This is a genomic window from Streptomyces sp. NPDC050625 (assembly GCF_040654755.1).
Classification (GTDB): Bacteria; Actinomycetota; Actinomycetes; order Streptomycetales; family Streptomycetaceae; genus Streptomyces.
Window position 1 is genome coordinate 442,387 of sequence record NZ_JBFAIQ010000003.1, and the last position, 17,948, is coordinate 460,334.

At 73.1% G+C, this 17,948-nt stretch carries 16 protein-coding genes and 1 tRNA gene; 10 read left to right on the forward strand and 7 right to left on the reverse strand.

The window, feature by feature from the left end; all coding sequences use genetic code 11:
• Positions 1–73: 73 nt before the first annotated feature.
• Together AB0I54_RS09455 and AB0I54_RS09460 are read right to left on the reverse strand one after the other, a co-directional pair.
• A complete protein-coding gene (locus tag AB0I54_RS09455; protein WP_363295329.1) occupies positions 74–1,477 on the reverse strand; it encodes a HAMP domain-containing sensor histidine kinase in 1,404 nt (467 codons plus the stop codon).
• Positions 1,474–2,181 (reverse strand): response regulator transcription factor, encoded by a 708-nt coding sequence (locus tag AB0I54_RS09460; protein WP_363295330.1) that lies wholly within the window; start codon positions 2,179–2,181, stop codon positions 1,474–1,476. The genes AB0I54_RS09455 and AB0I54_RS09460 overlap by 4 nt, the downstream gene beginning before the upstream one ends.
• 141 nt (positions 2,182–2,322) lie before the next feature.
• Between AB0I54_RS09460 and AB0I54_RS09465 the strand changes: the two genes are divergently transcribed.
• The gene (locus AB0I54_RS09465; protein WP_363295331.1) at positions 2,323–2,835 is read left to right on the forward strand and encodes a hypothetical protein; all 513 of its coding nucleotides are present in this window, start codon (positions 2,323–2,325) and stop codon (positions 2,833–2,835) included.
• Between the two features lie 23 nt (positions 2,836–2,858).
• Here the strand turns inward: AB0I54_RS09465 and AB0I54_RS09470 are convergent, their stop codons facing one another.
• Positions 2,859–3,728: a fused MFS/spermidine synthase gene (locus AB0I54_RS09470; protein WP_363295332.1), complete on the reverse strand. Its 870-nt coding sequence runs from the start codon at positions 3,726–3,728 to the stop codon at positions 2,859–2,861.
• 44 nt (positions 3,729–3,772) lie between these two features.
• Complete coding sequence (locus AB0I54_RS09475) at positions 3,773–4,177, reverse strand: hypothetical protein (RefSeq protein ID WP_363295333.1); 405 nt, start codon at positions 4,175–4,177, stop codon at positions 3,773–3,775.
• A 265-nt stretch (positions 4,178–4,442) separates the two neighbouring features.
• Here AB0I54_RS09475 and AB0I54_RS09480 point away from each other — a divergent pair, with 265 nt between their 5' ends.
• The gene (locus tag AB0I54_RS09480; RefSeq protein WP_363295334.1) at positions 4,443–5,882 is read left to right on the forward strand and encodes a hypothetical protein; all 1,440 of its coding nucleotides are present in this window, start codon (positions 4,443–4,445) and stop codon (positions 5,880–5,882) included.
• A 139-nt stretch (positions 5,883–6,021) separates the two neighbouring features.
• Here the strand turns inward: AB0I54_RS09480 and AB0I54_RS09485 are convergent, their stop codons facing one another.
• Positions 6,022–6,618 (reverse strand): histidine phosphatase family protein, encoded by a 597-nt coding sequence (locus AB0I54_RS09485; RefSeq protein WP_363295335.1) that lies wholly within the window; start codon positions 6,616–6,618, stop codon positions 6,022–6,024.
• Positions 6,619–6,809: 191 nt separating this feature from the next.
• Here AB0I54_RS09485 and AB0I54_RS09490 point away from each other — a divergent pair, with 191 nt between their 5' ends.
• From AB0I54_RS09490 to AB0I54_RS09520, 7 genes are all read left to right on the forward strand, one after another.
• A complete protein-coding gene (locus AB0I54_RS09490) occupies positions 6,810–7,784 on the forward strand; it encodes a phosphatase PAP2 family protein (protein WP_363295336.1) in 975 nt (324 codons plus the stop codon).
• Positions 7,765–8,904 carry a hypothetical protein gene (locus AB0I54_RS09495; protein WP_363295513.1) on the forward strand — a complete coding sequence of 380 codons (1,140 nt, stop codon included), beginning with the start codon at positions 7,765–7,767 and terminating at the stop codon, positions 8,902–8,904. The genes AB0I54_RS09490 and AB0I54_RS09495 overlap by 20 nt, the downstream gene beginning before the upstream one ends.
• Entirely contained in the window at positions 8,895–10,484 is a 1,590-nt protein-coding gene (locus tag AB0I54_RS09500; RefSeq protein ID WP_363295337.1) for a hypothetical protein, read from the forward strand. Before AB0I54_RS09495 ends, AB0I54_RS09500 begins: the two co-directional genes overlap by 10 nt.
• Positions 10,481–11,818: an AAA domain-containing protein gene (locus tag AB0I54_RS09505; RefSeq protein WP_363295338.1), complete on the forward strand. Its 1,338-nt coding sequence runs from the start codon at positions 10,481–10,483 to the stop codon at positions 11,816–11,818. Before AB0I54_RS09500 ends, AB0I54_RS09505 begins: the two co-directional genes overlap by 4 nt.
• 350 nt (positions 11,819–12,168) lie before the next feature.
• Positions 12,169–12,540: a hypothetical protein gene (locus AB0I54_RS09510; protein ID WP_361614231.1), complete on the forward strand. Its 372-nt coding sequence runs from the start codon at positions 12,169–12,171 to the stop codon at positions 12,538–12,540.
• Positions 12,541–12,660: 120 nt separating this feature from the next.
• Positions 12,661–13,242, forward strand: coding sequence for a bifunctional DNA primase/polymerase (locus AB0I54_RS09515; protein ID WP_363295339.1), 582 nt, complete (start codon positions 12,661–12,663; stop codon positions 13,240–13,242).
• Positions 13,233–13,306: transfer RNA gene (locus AB0I54_RS09520), tRNA-Lys, on the forward strand. Before AB0I54_RS09515 ends, AB0I54_RS09520 begins: the two co-directional genes overlap by 10 nt.
• Positions 13,307–13,432: 126 nt before the next feature.
• Here the strand turns inward: AB0I54_RS09520 and AB0I54_RS09525 are convergent.
• Complete coding sequence (locus tag AB0I54_RS09525) at positions 13,433–14,647, reverse strand: M6 family metalloprotease domain-containing protein (RefSeq protein ID WP_363295514.1); 1,215 nt, start codon at positions 14,645–14,647, stop codon at positions 13,433–13,435.
• Positions 14,648–15,008: 361 nt separating this feature from the next.
• Between AB0I54_RS09525 and AB0I54_RS09530 the strand changes: the two genes are divergently transcribed.
• Positions 15,009–16,850 carry an EAL domain-containing protein gene (locus tag AB0I54_RS09530; RefSeq protein WP_363295340.1) on the forward strand — a complete coding sequence of 614 codons (1,842 nt, stop codon included), beginning with the start codon at positions 15,009–15,011 and terminating at the stop codon, positions 16,848–16,850.
• Here the strand turns inward: AB0I54_RS09530 and AB0I54_RS09535 are convergent.
• Entirely contained in the window at positions 16,829–17,917 is a 1,089-nt protein-coding gene (locus tag AB0I54_RS09535) for an LLM class flavin-dependent oxidoreductase (RefSeq protein ID WP_363295341.1), read from the reverse strand. The genes AB0I54_RS09530 and AB0I54_RS09535 overlap by 22 nt on opposite strands.
• Between the last annotated feature and the right edge of the window lie 31 nt (positions 17,918–17,948).

The following is a 17,948-nucleotide window of genomic DNA, read 5'->3' on the forward strand; positions in this document are numbered from 1 at the left end:
GCGGCAGACGCTAGCGGCAGGGATTCGGACAAACGGCTTGATAGGGACGGCGGTTGAGGATCTTAGGGTGCGCTTAAGGAAGGGATCGGGACCGGTTAAAGGTCGAGACCAATTTTCCGGAACGGCGGCGGCGCACGGCCCCCCGGTGTCCCCTGCGCACCGGTTCCCGCCCGTCCAGCTGGATCCAGATGCGCACCTCGGTGCCGCCGAGGACGGACGAGCCGATCCGCACGTCCCCGCCCGTCGACTCGGCGAGCCGGCGCACGATGTCCAGACCGAGGCCGGTCGAGCCGTCGGTGCCGGAGCCGCGGCCGCGGGCCATCGCCGCCTCGGGATCGGGTATGCCGGGGCCCGCGTCCGAGACCAGCACGATCACCGCGTCCTCGCCGTTGTGCACGTCCACCGCGAAGGCCGTGCCCTCCGCGGTGTGCCGGAAGACATTGCCGAGCAGCGCGTCGAGCGCGGCGGCCAGGTCGGCCCGGGCCACGGGTATCCGCACCGGCCGCCCGACCCCGGCCACCCGCCATTTGCGGCCCTCGTCCTCGGCTAGCGCGGACCAGAACTCCATCCGCTCCCGGACCACTTCGGCCGCGTCGCACCCGGTGCCGGGGCCGGCCGCGGCGGTCTGCGGCTTGGCCTCCCGTGCCGTACGGATGATCGTGTCGACCTCGCGCTCCAGCTGGGCGACCGCGGCCCGGGTCTGCTCCGCGGCGGGCCCCTCGCCGAGCGAGGCCGTGTTCAGCCGCAGGACGGTGAGCGGGGTGCGCAGCCGGTGGGACAGGTCCGCCGCCAGCTCACGCTCGTTCGCCAGGAGTTGGACGACCTGGTCGGCCATGGAGTTGAACGCCACTGCCGCCAGCCGCAGTTCGTTCGGCCCCTCCTCCGGCACCCGCGCCCCGAGCTTGCCCTCCCCCAGTTCGTGCGCGCCCTCGACCAGCCGCTGCGCGGGCTGCACCATGCGCACGCCCAGCCGGTCGGCGACCGCGACCGAGCCGAGGACCAGCGCGATACCGACGACGGCGAGGACCCCCCAGGCTGTGCCGACGCCATTGCTGACCTCGGACTCGGGGACGTACACCTCGACGACGGCGATCGCGCCGGAGCTCAGCGCGACCGGCTGGAGCAGCGTGGAGCCGCCCGGCACCTCGGTGGTGGAGGCCCGGCCCAGCCGGCGCACGGTAGCGATGTCCCGGTTCGCGGCGCGCTGCCGGCCGATGTCGACGGCGGCCGCCGTGTCCACGGCCGGTATGTGCACCGCCATCCCGGCGTCGGCGCCCGCCGAGGCGACCACCCGTTCCAGCTTGTCGCGGTCGGTGGTGATGGACAGGGCGGGGGCGACCGCCGCGGCCTCCCGCTCGGCGTTGGAGAAGGCGCGGTCCCGGGCCATCTCCTTGATGACGAGCCCGAGCGGGACGGCGAAGGCGACCACGACCATCGTGGTGACCGCCAGACAGACCTTGACCAGTGCCCACCTCATCGCGCCGGCTCCGCTTCCCCGGGTGGCTCCAGCTTCACGCCGACACCGCGCAGGGTGTGCAGATAGCGCGGCCGTGCCGCCGTCTCGCCCAGCTTCCGCCGCAGCCAGGACAGATGGACGTCGATGGTCTGGTCGTCGCCGTAGGACTGCTGCCAGACCTCGGCGAGCAGTTCCTTGCGCGGGACGACGACGCCGGGGCGACCGGCCAGGAAGGCCAGGAGGTCGAACTCACGGCGGGTCAGATCGAGCCGGATGCCGTCGAGTTCGGCCTGGCGGCGCTGGGGGTCGACGGTCAGACCGCCGACGCGGATGACGGCCGACAGCGGGACGTCGGCCGCGGACGCCCGGGAGCGGCGCAGGACGGCGGCGATGCGCGCCGACAGGTGCTCGACGGAGAACGGCTTGGTGAGATAGTCGTCCGCCCCGGCGTTCAACAGCCGGACGACCTCCGTCTCGTCGTCCCGGGCGGTGGCGATGATGACCGGCACGTCGGTGATGCCGCGCAGCATCTTCAGCGCCTCGGAGCCGTCCAGATCGGGCAGGCCGAGGTCAAGGATGACCACGTCGAATCGGAAATGGGCGACCTCGCGCAGCGCTTCCAGTGCCGTACCGACGCTGCGCACGGTGTGCGAGGCGTCGGTCAGATGCCGGATGAGCGCCGAGCGTACGAACTGGTCGTCCTCGACCACGAGCACACTTGCCATGCGCCGCACCGTACGCCATGGGAGCGGCGCAGGTCCGGCCCTGTGGACAACCGCGTGTGGATAACTCGGGTCGACTCAGGTCGACTCGGTCGACTCCGGCCGGATGCGCGCCGTGGGGCGCCTGAGGCAGTATGGCCGACGATGCGCAGAGGACTCGTACACATACTGGCTTGGTCGCTCGCCACGGGCGCGGCGGTCACGCTGTCGTGGTGGGGCGTCCACACGGTGATGGCGGGCACGGCGTACGACCCGCCGCGCGCCCTGCCCATCACGGCGGCGGACGCGACGACGCAGGGCTCGAAGCCGCTGGCATCCGCGACGTCCCGGCCGCCCGCCGCTTCCGCGTCACCGTCGGACAAGCCGTCCGCGACCGGCTCGCCGGCGCCCTCGCGGAAGCCGGCGTCGAACGCCACCGTCTCCCCCACCGCCTCCGGTCAGGTCAAGAGCTACGACACCACCGGCGGGCGGGCGGTCTTCGACCTGGGCAGGACCAGCGCGACGCTCGTCTCGGCGACGCCGGGCACCGGCTGGTCGATGCAGGTGTGGAAGACGGAGACGTGGATCCGGGTGGAGTACAGCAAGGGCGCGGACCGGGTGTCGGTGTTCTGCACCTGGCACGACGGGCCACCGCATGTGGAGGTGAACACCTACTGACCTACGGACGGCACCGTCACGGGTCAGCGGAACACCGAGGGCGGTGGGGCCGGGGAGGCCACTGCCGCCTCGTCCGTCACGGGTAGGGCGCCGCCGGTGAAGTCGGTGAGCTGTCGGCCGTGTTCGACCCGGCCGGGGTGCGGGTCGGAGGCGGCCCGGCGGGTCAGTTCGGCGAGCGGCAGGGGGCGGTCGGAGGCGACGAGGACCGCGTTGCCGAACCGCTTGCCGCGCAGCACGGCCGGGTCGGCGACGAGGGCGAGTTCGGTGAACCGGGCGGCCGCGGTGGCGATCTGGCCGCGCAGATGGGCGAGCGGCGGTCCGTCGGCGAGGTTGGCGGCGTAGACGCCGGTGGGGTTCAGGGCGCGGCGGACCTCGTCGAGGAACTCGGTCGAGGTGAGGTGGGCGGGTGTGCGGGCCGCGCTGAACACATCGGCTATGACCAGGTCGGCCCAGCCGTCGGGCACCTTGGCCAAGCCTTCGCGAGCGTCCACCGAGCGCACCCGGATCCGGGCGCCGGGGTCCAACGGGAGTTGCCGGCGGACCAGTTGGACGAGGCTCGCGTCGCGCTCGACGACCTGCTGGGTGGAGCGGGGGCGGGTGGCGGCGACGTACCGGGCGAGGGTGAAGGCGCCACCGCCGAGGTGCACGGCGTGCACGGGGCGGCCGGGCGGGGCGACCAGGTCGATGACGTGTCCGAGCCGCCGCTGGTACTCGAAGAAGAGATAGGACGGGTCGTCGAGGTCGACGTGCGACTGCGGGGCGCCGTCTATCAGCAGGGTCCAGGCCCGGCTCCGGTCGGGGTCGGGTATGAGCTGCGCGAGCCCTCCGTCGACGGTCTCGGTGACGGCCTCGACGGCGGCCGACCTGCGACGCTGGTTCCTGGACTTGCCCACGCCACCATTTTCGCAGGTGGGTGCGGGGCGTGCCGCGCGGAGCCTCAGCGGCGGCTGTCCGCGGCCTCGATCAGTCGCGCCGCTTCCCCGAGGGCTCTTCGCAGCTCCACCGGATCCGTCGCGAGCTCGGCCTCACCGGGAGGCAGCAGCCAGTCCGAACCCTCCAGCGGGGGCTCCGGATTCAGGCTCAGTCCGCGGCCGTTGGTCTCCGTGCACGTGCTCCCGGGGACGTCCCACGCGGCCGCGGTGCCCGGCGGCACGAGGAAGCCGAGCGTGTCGCACCCGTCGTCGTGCAGTACGGGCCCCACCACCTCCCCGGCCCCCCGCCGCAGGATGTCGACCGCCTCCAGCCCCTGTCTGGCCGGCACCGTCACGAGGTCGCACGCCGGTTCCGACGGCGTACACGGATCGTCGTGCGTACAAGGATCGTTGATCTGGCTGGTCTCCATCCCGGCCTCCACCACGCAGCCCGCTTGCAGTCCATGAGGTCCAACGCGGCACGGCGTCAACGGCTACGGCACAAGTCAGCCGCAAAGGATGGCAGTTCATGGCAGATCGTGGATGAGATATCCGGTTTGTAGCTAAACACTGCGTGGCGGACCGGACACAGCAGGTACGTTCGTGCCCGCCGGAACCAGGGTGCCGTACGGGCGACTCAGCCCGTTTTGCACCGTATCCGGCGCGGTTCGACGGTTCGCACGAGAGGACCCGGCCATGGCGTCGTCAACCGTGACCTCGTCACAGCCCGAGCGGCCACCACGGCCGAATCTCGCCTTCCGGCAGCTGCGCGGCCGGCGGTCACCCGCCGAGTTCGCGGCTCTGGTGCGGCGGGCCGCCCGTGAGATCGGCGAGCGGGTCAGCTGTGACGCTCGTTACATCGGCCGGGTCGAGGCGGGCGAGATCCGCTGCCCGAACTATGCGTACGAACGGGTGTTCCTGCATATGTTCCCTGGCCGCACGCTCGCCGACCTAGGCTTCGCGCCCCGCTCGTCCGTCCGCGGACGCGGGGCGCGCCCGGCCGAGGACGAGCCCCCCTCGCGCATCACGCTCCCGGCGTTCGCCACGTGTGAGACGCGGGGGGCCCACGAGCCGTATGACACGCAGGACCCGTACGTCACGCACGAGAACCACGAGGAGAGCGACGTGCTACGTCGCGCATTCATGACCGGCGGGGGCGCCACGGTGGCCGCCGCGCTGGGCCCGTTCGGGCTCACCATCGACGCCGCGGCCGCCGGCCGGCCGAGCCGCCGCGCCGGGTCCGGGGAGGCGGCAGCCCTTGAGGAAGCTGTCCGCAGAATCCGGCTGCTCGACGACCGGCACGGCGCGGACGGCCTCTACCGGCGCGCGGCGGCTCCGCTGCGCGCCGCGTACGAGCTGCTCGACGCCGGTACGACCCGGCAGACGACCGCCGACAGGCTGCACTCCGGCGCCGGTGAACTCGCCATCTCGGTGGGCTGGCTGGCGCACGACTCCGGGCGCTTCGACGACGCCCGCTCGCACTACGCGGAGGCGCTGGCGACCGCCCGGATGATCGGCGACGACGCCCTGGAGGCGCACGCCTTCTGCAACACGGCGTTCCTCGCGCGGGACGCGGGCCGGCCCCGGGAGGCGGTGCGGGCGGCACAGGCCGCGCAGCGGGCGGGGCGGTCACTGGGCTCCGCCCGCCTGATGTCGCTGCTCGCGCTGCGCGAGGCGGGCGGCTGGGCGGGGCTGGCCGACCGCACCGGGTGCGAACAGGCGCTGGCCCGTGCGCAGGCCCTCTACGAACGGGGCCACTCGGACGCCGATCCCGAGTGGATGAGCTTCTACGGAGAGGCCGAACTGGAGGGACTGGAGGCGCAGTGCTGGTCGACGCTGGGCGACTGGCCGCGCGCCGCCCGGCACGCCCACCGTGCCGCGCAGCTCCAGGACCCCCACTTCACCCGGAACATCGCCCTGTACACCGCCGAACTCGCCGACGACCTCGCGCGCGGGGGCTGCCCCGACGAGGCGGCACTGGCCGGAATGCGGGTCCTCGACCTCCTGGACCAGGTCCAGTCCTCCCGTATCCAGACGATGCTCGCGGGCACGGCCCGGGTACTGCTGCCCCACCGGGGCGCGTCGGGGGTGTCGGAGTTCCTGGAGAAGCACACCTCACTGCCACGTTCGGTGTGAAGCGGGGCGGCCGCCCGCCGGGGTACGACGAGCGTGACCGGCCGGGCGACGCGCGGCCGGACCCCGCTTACGGGGTCTTCGAAGTCGGGCGGTGGTCTGCGGTCGGCAAGTGGCAGCTCTGGGTCACCGGCGGCGGGAGCTACTCGGTCAGGTGGCCCAAGTCGTTCCAGCTTTCGAGGGCCGGGGCTCCGTAGGCCCAGCCCAGGATCGACAGGGACGTGGGGTTGAGGCGGATGCGGGCCGCGAAGTCCAGGGGCAGGCCGAGCCATCTCGCGCCTATGGAGCGAAGGATGTGCCCGTGGGCGAAGACCAGGACGTCGCGGTCGGCGGACCGGGCCCAGGCGACCACCTCGTCCGCCCGCGCGGTCACCTCGGCGAGGGTCTCGCCCTCGGGCACGCCGTCGCGCCAGATGAGCCAGCCCGGCCGGACGGCCTGGATGTCGTCGGGGGTCATGCCCTCATAAGCGCCGTAGTCCCACTCCATGAGCGTGTCCCAGACCTCCGCGCGCCCGCCGAACCCGGCGAGTTCGCACGTCTCACGCGCGCGTGCCAGCGGGCTGGTGCGCACCTCGACGCCGGGCAGCCCGTCGAACGGCGCCCGGTGCAGCCGCTCGCCGAGGAGCTTGGCACCCCGCCGCCCCTCGTCCAGGAGCGGCACATCGGTCCTGCCGGTGTGCTTGCCGGACAGCGACCACTCGGTCTGTCCGTGCCTGGCCAGCAGGATGCGCGGTGCCATGGGCGACCTTTCCGGGCGGAAATCGGAGGCGGAACCCCTCCATCATCGCGCACCCTGTGCGGGGGCAACCCGGTGGGCGATCTCTGCGTCTTTGAGGGCTGGAGCACCCCATGAAGGGCGAGCGCGTACACCGTAAAGTGTCACGGTCGGCCCACCGGGCGCCGCGGAACAAGAAGGGGGAGGGCGATCGGATGCCGCAGACCGAGACACCGGGCACCGAGGTGTTCCCGAGGACACGGCTGCGCTGGTGGACCGAGCTGCCGCTGATCCTCCTGGTGTACGGCTGCTACTCGGCCGGCCGTCTGCTCGCCCGGGGCGACGTCTCCAGCGCCGTGGACCACGGCCTGGCGATCCTGCGCATCGAGAAGGCCCTGCACCTCAACGCCGAGCACCCGCTCAACCGGCTGTTCACCCGCGAGGCATGGCTCGGCGTGCCGGCCGACTTCTGGTACGCGTCGCTGCACTACCTGGTCACGCCCGTGATCCTGGTCTGGCTGTTCCGCAAGCGCACGCAGTTCTACCGCGCCGCCCGCACCTGGCTGATGACGTCCACGTTCATCGGCCTCATCGGCTTCACGCTGCTGCCGACCTGCCCGCCCCGGCTCCTCACCTCCGGCCACGGTTTCGTCGACACGATGGCCCAGTACAGCTCGTACGGCTGGTGGGGCGGCGAGGCCAGCGCCCCGCGGGGCATGGGCGGCATGACGAACCAGTACGCGGCCATGCCTAGCCTGCACGTGGGCTGGGCCCTGTGGTGCGGTGTGATGCTGTGGCGCCACGGCGGCACGCGCGTGGCGAAGGCCTTGGGCATCGCCTACCCGCTGCTGACCGCGATCGTGGTCATGGGCACCGCCAACCACTACTCCCTCGACGCGGTCGCGGGCGTGGCCGTGATGGGCGTCGGCCTGCTGCTCGCGCCGTACATGATGCGCGTCGCGGACCTGGTCCGGTCCCGGCTGGCCCCGCGCACCCCGGTTGTCGCGGCACACTCCGGCGGCGCAGGCGCCCCGATTGCCGGCGCAGGTTCCTCGATTGTCAGTGGCGGATGCCAGACTTCCGCGGGTGAGCGAATTCCACGGCAGCGCGAGGAGCGGATCGGATCCGCGGCCGAGCCGGACGCCTCTTCCACGGACGCGGGGGACGGCGCTGCGGCAGCGGCTCGCTGAGCTGCGCGGACCGGACGTACCGGCCAAGGCACTGGACGCACGCGCCCTGGCGGCGCTCGCCGCGAACCCGGGGTGCCGACGGCGCGCGATCCTCGACGGCGCCGGAGTGGACAAGGTGGCGCTGGCGAGCGCGCTGGGCGCGCCGTCCGCCTTCGGACAGTCGCAGTTCGCCCTCACCCGGGGCAACGCGTTCGAGGCGCGGGTGAAGGCCGACGGCGGCGCGGAACTGCTGCGGCTGGCGCACACCCGGCTGGACCCGGGCGCCGAACCGCCGCACGAGGCCCGGGTGCCCGATCTGACCGCCATCGGCCCCGAGGGACGCACCGCGCGTACGGCGCTGGCGCTGCGCGAGGCCACCGAGGCGCGCGGCAGCTGGACACTGCTCGACCACCCCATGCTCGCCCTCGACGTCGCGGGCTCCCCCGCCTTCCTCGAGCCGGACGCGGTGGTCGTGCACCCGGACGGCAGCTGGACGGTGGTGGAGATCAAGTCCTTCCCGCTGCTGGACGGTTCGGCGGACCCGGCGAAGGTCGGCGCGGCCGCGCGGCAGGCCGCGGTGTACGTGCTGGCGCTGGAGGAGGTCGCCGCGCGCTTGGAGCCCGCCCCGCGCGTGCGCCACCGGATCCTGCTGGTCTGCCCGAAGGACTTCTCCAACCTCGCCACCGCCTCCGCCGTCGACGTGCGCAAACAGCGCGCGGTCACCGCCCGCCAGCTGACCCGGCTCACCGGCATCCAGGACATCGCCGACGCGCTGCCCGAAGGCACCTGCTTCGCCCCGGGCCTGCCCGCCGAGGAGCTCACGGCCGCGGTCGACGCGGTCCCGGCGAAGTACGCGCCCGACTGCCTGGCCGCCTGCGAACTGGCCTTCCACTGCCGGGAACGCTCCCGCGCGGCCGGCGCGGTGACCACCCTGGGCCGCCCGGTCCGCGCCGAACTGGGCGGCCTGACCACGGTCGACGAGGTCCTGTCGGCGGCCCGCGGCGAGAGCGGCGACCCGGACGACCCGGCGGTCGCGGCGCTGCGCCGGGCGGCTGCCCTGCGGGCCGAGGCACTGGCGGGCGCCGGTCAGGGGGCGCTGCCCGGCGCCCGGACCGGCCAGGAGGTGGTCCCTTGTCCCTGATCGCCACCCTCGCCCGGCTGGAGGCCATCAGCACCGGCCGGGCCGGTCCCGCCGCCACCGTCCGGCACCGGCATCTGTCCGACCGTCCCCTGGTGTTCGTGCCGCTGACCACCTCCGGTGAGGCCGGTGCCCCGCTCGGGGCGCTGGTCGGCACCGACCGGGACGCGCCGCGCCTGCTCGTCGTACCGCAGCCGCGCGACCGCGACCTGCGCTTCGCGTTCCTCGCCGAACTGGCCGACAGCGTCCTGCCGTACATCGACGACTACGCCGATACGGTCGAGGCCGCCGAGCGCACCGAGACCGACCCGGAGACCGGCAAGCGGGTCAAGGTCGAGGTCGAACTGTGTGCGGACGCCCCGCAGTTGATCGTCCCGGGCCGCGCGGGCATCGACTTCGTACGGCTGCTGGGCCGCTCCATGCGGTTCCGGCGCACCGCCGAGCAGGAGCCCGAGGCCCCGCATCCCGCGCCGCCCCGGGTGCCACTGCTCGGGCGGTGGCTGACCCACTTCGGGGAGCGGGCCCGGGTGCCCGGCTCCTCGCTGCTGCTGGCCGTGACGGACGTGCTGGCCCGGCACTGGGCGACCGGGCAGTCCGGCCTGGAGGACCAGCACCTGGGCGCGCTGCTCGCCTGGATCGACCCGCCCGAGGGCGAGAGCGGCGCCGAGGCGGCCCTGCGCGCCGGGCATGCGCGGGACGCCGACGGCCAGCTGCTGTGCCCGCCCGCGGGCCCGGCCACGGATCCGGCGTTCGACAACAAGCTGCTCGCCCCCTCCTTCGAGCGCTACGACCGCGCGCGTACCGCCCTCGCCGCCGCGGAGGACGGCATGCAGGCCGACGACCGGCTCGGTGTGCTCACCGCCGCAGAGCGGGAGATCCGGGCGCTGGTGGAGAGCCGTACCCGGCCCACCTGGGACGCGGTGTGGCGCGGCATCGACCTGCTGCGGGCGCTTCCACAGGGCGCGCACGTCGAGGAGCGGTGGACCCGCGACCGCTGGTCGTTCACCGGTCACCGCGACCGCGTCGTCGCCGGGGAGCCCCCGCAGCCGCGCCGCGACGACGCGGTGACGGCCGCCAGCAAACTCGCCACGCGCGAGCGCGAGCAGGCCCGGCTGGAGGCCCAGGAGGCGCTGGACGACCCGCTGGTGATGGCCGGGCGGCGGCTGTCCGGGGAGGCGTTCGCGGGCGAGGTCGTCGATGTGGTCATGGCGTACAGCGAGGGCAAGCGGCCCAGTCCGCGCCCGCTGGTCACGGTCCGCACGGACGACCGGCCGCATCTCGGGGAGCGGGCGAGGGTGTACCGCTCGCTGGGCGGGAAGCCGCAGGCGGCCGAGTTCGTCGGCCACGAGGGCGAGGGGCTGGTCGTGCTGCGGATCGTCGACAAGATGGGCCGCGGCAAGGAGCCGGAGGAGGGGTCGGTGCCGGAGAAGGGCGACCTGCTCTGCTTCACGCTGTTCGAGCACGAGCAGCGGGGCGGCGCCAAGCTGCCCGACCAGGAGCAGACACCGTGGACGCACGGCGGGCCGCCGGGCGACGCGGTCACCGAGGCCGCCGACGCCGTGACCGAGGAGGACGTCCTGTGACCGCACCGGCCTTCGACCCCGGTGCGGCGGCCGCGCGCGCCACCGACGCGATCCTCCACGACACCCTGCACGGTATGGACCGGGGCGTGGTCGTGGACTCGCCGCCCGGCGCCGGCAAGTCCACGCTCGTCGTCCGGGCGGCGCTCGAACTCGCCGACGCCGGGCGCCCGCTGATGGTGGTCGCGCAGACGAATGCCCAGGTCGACGACCTGGTCGTGCGACTCGCCGAGAAGAGCCCCGAACTGCCCGTGGGGCGCCTGCACAGCAGCGACGCCGAGCCGTACGACAAGGCGCTGGACGATCTGGCGAACGTACGGAAGTCGGCGAAGGCGGCGGACCTGGCCGGCATCCCGGTCGTCCTGTCAACCGCCGCGAAGTGGGCGCACGTCAAGGTGGACGAGCCGTGGCGGCACGCGATCGTCGACGAGGCGTACCAGATGCGCTCGGACGCGCTGCTCGCCGTGGCCGGGCTGTTCGAGCGGGCGCTGTTCGTGGGCGACCCGGGGCAGCTGGACCCGTTCGCGATCGTGGGCAGCGAGCAGTGGGCCGGGCTGTCGTACGACCCCTCGGCCTCGGCGGTGTCGACGCTGCTCGCGCACAATCCGGAGCTGCCGCAGCACCGGCTCCCCGTGTCCTGGCGGCTCCCCGCGTCGGCGGCCCCGCTGGTCTCGGACGCCTTCTACCCCTACACGCCGTTCCGCAGCGGCACGGACCACGGCGACCGGCGCCTGGGCTTCGCGGTCCCGTCGGACGGCTCGGGCCCGGACCGGGTGATCGACGAGGCGGCGGAGTCCGGCTGGGGCCTGCTGGAGCTGCCCGCGCGGCACACTCCGCGGACCGACCCGGAGGCGGTGCGGGCGGTGGCGACGGTCGTACGACGGCTGCTGGACCGGGGTGGCGCGGCCACGTCGGAGCGCTCGCCCGAGCCCGCTCCCCTGACCGCGGACCGGATCGCGGTCGGCACGGCGCACCGGGACCAGGCGGCGGCGGTGCGGGCGGCCCTGGCGGAGCTGGGCGTACCGGACGTCACGGTCGACACCGCGAACCGACTGCAGGGCCGGGAGTTCGACGTCACGGTGGTCCTGCACCCGCTCTCCGGCCGCCCCGACGCCACCGCCTTCCACCTGGAGACGGGCCGCCTGTGCGTCCTCGCCTCCCGGCACCGTCAGGCCTGCATCGTGGTCTGCCGGGCAGGCGTGACCGACCTCCTGGACGACTACCCGTCGACGGAACCGGTCCAGCTGGGCACGGTCGTGAAGTTCCCTGATGGGTGGGAGGCGAACCACGCGGTACTCGCACACCTGGCCGAACACAGGGTGGCGTGGCGACCCTGACCGCACCGCCGGCATCTGCCCAGGCACACGATCAGCACGACGCCGCCCCATCCGCCGGACGGAGTCCGGCACGCCGCCGGAGGCGGCCAAGGGATACAGCCCTGACGGACGGGAGGCGAACCACGCGGTACTCGCACACCTGGCCGAACACAGGGTGGCGTGGCGACCCTGACCGGCCGGAGCACAAGGTGGTCTGGGCGCCCTGACCAGCCGCGACCCGCAGGCCGCCGGCAGACCCGGGCGACAGCCGTGCAGCGCGCTCCCCATGGCCCCTTGCGCGGGCGCGCGACAATGGACGGTGGCCCACCCCGGAAGGCGGCGCCCATCGAACCGTACGAGGAGGAGAAGACATGGCGGAGCCCACGCCGCGTCGGAACGAACCGCGGCTACGCCCCGCGCCCCTGCTCTTCGAGCCCGTGGAGGCGGTCTCCGACCCTGAGCACTTCTTCGACCTGGAGTCGATCGAGGATCCGCGTGCCCTGCTGGCGCGGGCGACAGAGCTGATGCAGGCGTTCAGCGCGGCCACCGACCGGGCGATGGAGTACCAGGCCATCGCCGCGGCGCAGCTGGCCGATCCCCGGCGGTTCGACCGGCTGACCCCGGCGGACATCGCGGAGCGCGCGGAGTGGACCGAGGACTACGCCAGGAGGATGGTCGAGTTCGGGCGGGACCTGATGCGCGGCGCCGGCGCCGAGGGCCGGGGCACCGCCGATCCCGTGTGAGCGTTTGGCAACCCTCGCGGCATATGCCAGGCGGGCAAGATACTCCTCCCCACCCCCTCCCGTCCCCGTTTTCCGCAACCCTCCGGAAGCGCCCGCTCACCGCCGGTAGATGTATTGCCCATGAGCAGCACACGGAATGTCACCTCCGAAGGCGCCGCCTGGCTCGCCTCTGCCGGAACGTATCCGCGCGGCACACTCGCGCTCTGGGCGGAGCGCCCGGACGCACCGGTGGTCCTGCCCTGCGGCGCCGCCTTCGACGTGGTGAACGTGCCGGTGGTCTTCGGACGCCGGATGCTGGACCGGCTGTGGGACGAGGGCCCGGGTTCCGGGCCGGTCGCGGTGTTCCGGGGCCGGCTGCTCCTGTTCGCCGCGCCGGGCACGGCCCAGCGGCTGCCCTCGCTGCTGGCCTGGGAGGAGTGGGGGACGCGGGAGGGCGTCAGCGGCCGGACGGGGGGTGTGCCTCCCCTCATCTGCCACGGCACCGGAGACGCCGTGACCGTCCCGGCGCTCACCGACGACGGTGCTCCCGCCTCCGGCGGCTCCCGCTGGCTGGTCGCCCCCGACACCCGGCGCCCCTGGCTGCCCGGCCCCGAGGTCCTGCTCTGGGCGGCCGTACGGGCGGCCCGCGCAGGCGTGCGGATATCGATTTTTCCTCCCGCCGATCAGGATGCTAAGGTCTACGACGTCAGCAGGCGCCGCTAGCTCAGTTGGTTAGAGCAGCTGACTCTTAATCAGCGGGTCCGGGGTTCGAGTCCCTGGCGGCGCACGCATCCACGATGGCGGGTCGGGTTCGGGGGAACTCGGTCCGCCATTGTTGTTCCCTCAACCTTCCGCGCGCGCCGCAGGCGCTTCCGCACGCGCCGCAGCCGCCTTCGTACGACATCGCACGCGCTCAGCCGGCGACCCCCGGCGTGATCTTCACCGTCCACGCCCCCGACGCCGTGCGCCCCTCCACCTCCACCTTCACGCCCTCCCCGGGCACCGTGAAACTCTCCCCGAGCCCGACCGGCGCATCCGCCAGCGGCGCGTACACCGAGTTCTCCCAGCAGCCCTCGGTGTGCGGATGGGCGTCCACGACCTCGACCGGCCCGCCCCCCGACGCCGCCTCGCCGCGCACCCGGTACACGAGCACCCCCTCATGACAGGTCGCATGGTCGTTCCCGGCCGGGCCGCGGGCCTCGAAGGCCAGCACACTGTCGGCTCCGGTGCGCACGACGGCCAGCTTCGTGCCGTCGCCCAGCCCGAACGCCGGAGCGCCGGAGGCGGCCGTGACGGGGGTCCCCGGTCCGGCGGCGAGGGGTTCGAGGGTCAGCCGCGTGGGTCCGGCCCCCCGGACGCAGGTCACCTGCCGGGGATCGAGCCAGCCCAGCTTCCACTTGTGCCAGGCGAACAGATCCGGGGACAGCCCGAACTGGCTGCCCATCAGGTCCCAGTCCCCGACGTACGTGTCCCAGTCACCCTTCCCGTCCGCCGGGCGGTGGTACAGGTCCGGCAGGTCGAAGACGTGCCCCGTCTCGTGCGCGAGGACCAGCCGGTCCGGCGGATGGTGCTCGAAGACCGTGACGACCCGCCGTACGTCCGTGCCGTCGACATGGGCCGGGGTGTCGAGGTTGACGACCTTCGTCGCGTCGGAGTCCACGCCGGGCGCGTCCGGGTCGGCCACGAAGTAGACGACGCCGTAGCGCGAGAAGTCGACCTCGCGGTCGGCCACGGCGAACGCGTCACGCAGATAGGCGGCCCGCCGGGCCGGGTTCCAGTCACGCCGTATGGCGTACGACGTCGACGCGTGCGGCATTCGGAGCCAGTGCGTCAGCGGATGCGGGACAAGCGTGAACTTCCCGTAGGAGGCCTGCTCGAAGAAGCGGCTGGTGGCCGGGAAGTGGTCGGCGGTCAGCTCCGCGGGAGTGGTGCGCGGGGTGGCGTCCGGGAAGGAGAGGAACACCATCACGGCCGACATCGGGCGGGTCGGCCGGGTGTAGGCGGAGTTCCAGGTGTCCACGCCCTCCGAGTGGTGCGCGTCGGTCCGGTGCAGCGCGCACGGAGCCGTGGAGAACGGCTCGGCGGCCGAGGGGCCGGACAGGATCGAGGTCGCCGCGAGCGCCGACATCGCGGTGAACACTGCGGCGGTGCTGCGCAGCTGAGGACGCGGCACGAAGGGACCTCCGGTTGCGGTTCACGGGACACCGCACCCAGCGTGTGTGACTTTGCCGTCCTTCGTCCTGTTTGTCTGCACCAGAAGAGTGAGAGGCCGCGCATTGGGCCGAGTGGGCGACACCCCGGAGCACTCACGGAACGTCACAAGTGGTCGAGGGCTTGAAGAAGCCGTCCACGTGCGGGCAGAAACGATCTGTCAGAACGGCCGGTTCGTCGTGGACACTGGACAGTGGCTGGAAGGCCCCGGGGCCAGCCCCTATGATCGGCACACTTTCCTGCACGGACAGACATCGAGTGCACTGCGGGAGCGAGCGGTGAGCGGAACGTCCGAAGGGCCGACGCCCACGGCAGACCTCGACCGGTCCGCCGTCACAGTGAGTGACTTCAGTGCGCCTGCTTGTGCCGAGTCCCGTCCCGATCCCCCGGCGGACGCCTACCGCACCGTCTTCGCGACCGCCCCGCTCGGCATGGCGGTCGTCGACCGCGAGGGCCTGGTCGTCGACGCCAACGACGCGTTCGGCACGCTGCTCGGCACGGCCCCCGACGCGCTCGACGGCCGTATCGCCGCCGACCTGGTGGACCTGGCCTCCGACGCCCGCACCTGGCACGCCTACCGCGAGGTGCTGCGCGGCCGGCAGGCGAAGCTGCGCTGCACCCGCCGGCTCAAGCACCCCGACGGCCACTCGGTGTGGGCACAGGTCACGGTCGCACCGCTGGCCGGCTGCGCACCCGGTGTCCTGCTGTCCGTCGCCGACATCAGCGGGAGCCGTGAACTCCAGGCCAGACTACGGCACTTGCAGATGCACGACCCGGTGACCCGGCTGCCCAACCGCACGCTGTTCTTCGAGCGGCTGTCGGCCGCGCTGGAGGCGGAGACGTACGAGCAGAGCGGCACGGGCCGGATCGGCCTGTGCTACCTGGACGTGGACGGCTTCAAGGCGGTCAACGACACCCTCGGCCACCGCATCGGCGACCGGCTGCTGGCCGCCGTCGCCGAACGCCTGACCAGAGTCGCCGACGAGGCCGGGTACGCGCGCACCGGCGCGCCCCTGGTCGCCAGGCTCGGCGGCGACGAATTCGCCCTGCTGGTCGAGGACTCGACGGGCACCGAGCAGCTTGCCGACCTGGCCGAGGCGGCCCTGGAGGCGCTACAGGCCCCCTTCGATCTGGCGGGCCAGCGGCTGTCGCTCACCGCGTCGATCGGTGTCGTCGAACGGCACGCCGCCGGGACGACGGCCACCGGGCTGATGCAGGCCGCCGATACGACGCTGTACTGGGCGAAGGCCGACGGCAAGGCCCGCTGGACGCTGTTCGACCCGGAGCGCAACGCGCACCGCATGACCCGCCAGGCGCTCTCCTCGACGCTCCGTCCCGCGATCGACAGGGGTGAATTCGCCCTGGAGTACCAGCCGTTGGTCGGGATGGAGGACGGCCGGCTGCGTGGTGTCGAGGCGTTGGTGCGCTGGAACCATCCTCAGTTCGGCACACTGACGCCGAATCGGTTCATCGGACTGGCCGAGGAGGACGGCTCCATCGTGCCGCTCGGCCGCTGGGCCCTGGCCACCGCCTGCCGCCAGGCCCGCCGTTGGCAGCTGGACCACCCCGACGAGGCGCCGATCTTCGTGAGCGTCAATGTGGCGGTCCGTCAGGTGTGGGACTCGGACCTGGTGGCGGACGTGGCGGAGACCCTCGCCGAGACGGGCCTGGCCCCGCATCTGTTGCAGTTGGAGCTGACCGAGTCCGCGGTGATGGGTTCGGCGGGACGCCCGCTGCAGACCCTCCAGGCCCTCAGCGACATGGGCGTCCGCATCGCCATCGACGACTTCGGCACCGGCTACTCGAATCTGGCGTACCTGAGCCGGCTGCCGGTGTCGGTGCTCAAGCTGGACGGCTCGTTCGTACGGGGCTTCCAGTACGACGACCCGGGCGACCGACCGAATCCGGCCGACGAGGTCGTGGTGGAGGCGATGATCCAGCTGGCCCACCGCCTCGGCCTCACGGTCACCGCCGAGTGCGTGGAGACGTCCGCCCAGGCGACGCGGCTGCGCCACATCGGCTGCGACACCGGTCAGGGCTGGCTGTACTCCCGCCCGGTGTCGCCGGATCGTATCTCCGAGCTGCTGGGGACCGAGACCTATGCGGTCGGCAATCCGTAGGCGTCCGCGATCAGTTCGTACGAGCGCAGCCGCAGCTCGCCGCGGTGGGCGTGCGAGGTGAGCATCAGCTCATCGGCACCCGTGCGCTTCTGGAGGGCGTCCAGCCCCGAGCGGACCTCGTCGGCGGTGCCGTGCACGATGTTGCCGGCCCAGGAGTGGACGAACTCCTCCTCGTACGGGGTGAATTCGTGCTTGGCGGCCTCGTCCGGGTCGGGGAAGAGCCCCGGGCGGCCGCTGCGCAGCCGGATCATGTTCAGCGCGGTGGCCCGCACCTGCCGGCGCGCTTCCTCCTCGTCGTCGGTGGCGAGGGCGGAGACGCCGATGAGGGCGTAGGGCGCGTCGAGGACGTCGGACGGGCGGAAGGACTCCCGGTACAGATCGAGGGCCGGGACGGTGTTCTGCGCGGAGAAGTGATGGGCGAAGGCGAACGGCAGGCCCAGCAGACCGGCCAGCCGGGCGCTGAAGCCGGAGGAGCCGAGCAGCCAGATCGGCGGGCGGTGCGGCGACTGGACCCCGCCGGGAGCGGTGCCCTGCACCGGTCCGGGGATCGCGTGGATCCGCGCGTAGGGGTGGCCGTCGGGGAAGTCGTCGTCCAGGAAGCGGGTGAGCTCGGCGAGCTGCTGCGGGAAGTCGTCGGCGCCTTCGTTGAGGGTGTCCGTACGGCGCAGGGCGGCGGCGGTGGCCCCGTCCGTGCCCGGGGCGCGGCCCAGGCCGAGGTCGATCCGGCCCGGTGCCATCACCTCCAGCGTGCCGAACTGCTCCGCGATGACCAGGGGCGCGTGATTGGGCAGCATGACCCCGCCCGACCCGAGCCGGATCCGCTCGGTGTGGGCGGCCAGATGCGCCAGGATCACCGCGGGCGAGGAGGAGGCCACGCCGGGCATGGAGTGGTGCTCGGCGACCCAGTACCGGTGGAACCCCCGGGCCTCCGCGAACCGGGACAGCGCGACGCTGGTGCGCAGCGCGTCACCGGCGGTACTCCCCACGCCGACGGTCACCAGGTCCAGTACGGAGAGGGGAACGGGCGCGGTCCCGTGCGTCGCCCCCCGGATCTCATCTGCCGACACGGTGTGTGCCTCCTGCGGTCTCGGCCCTACG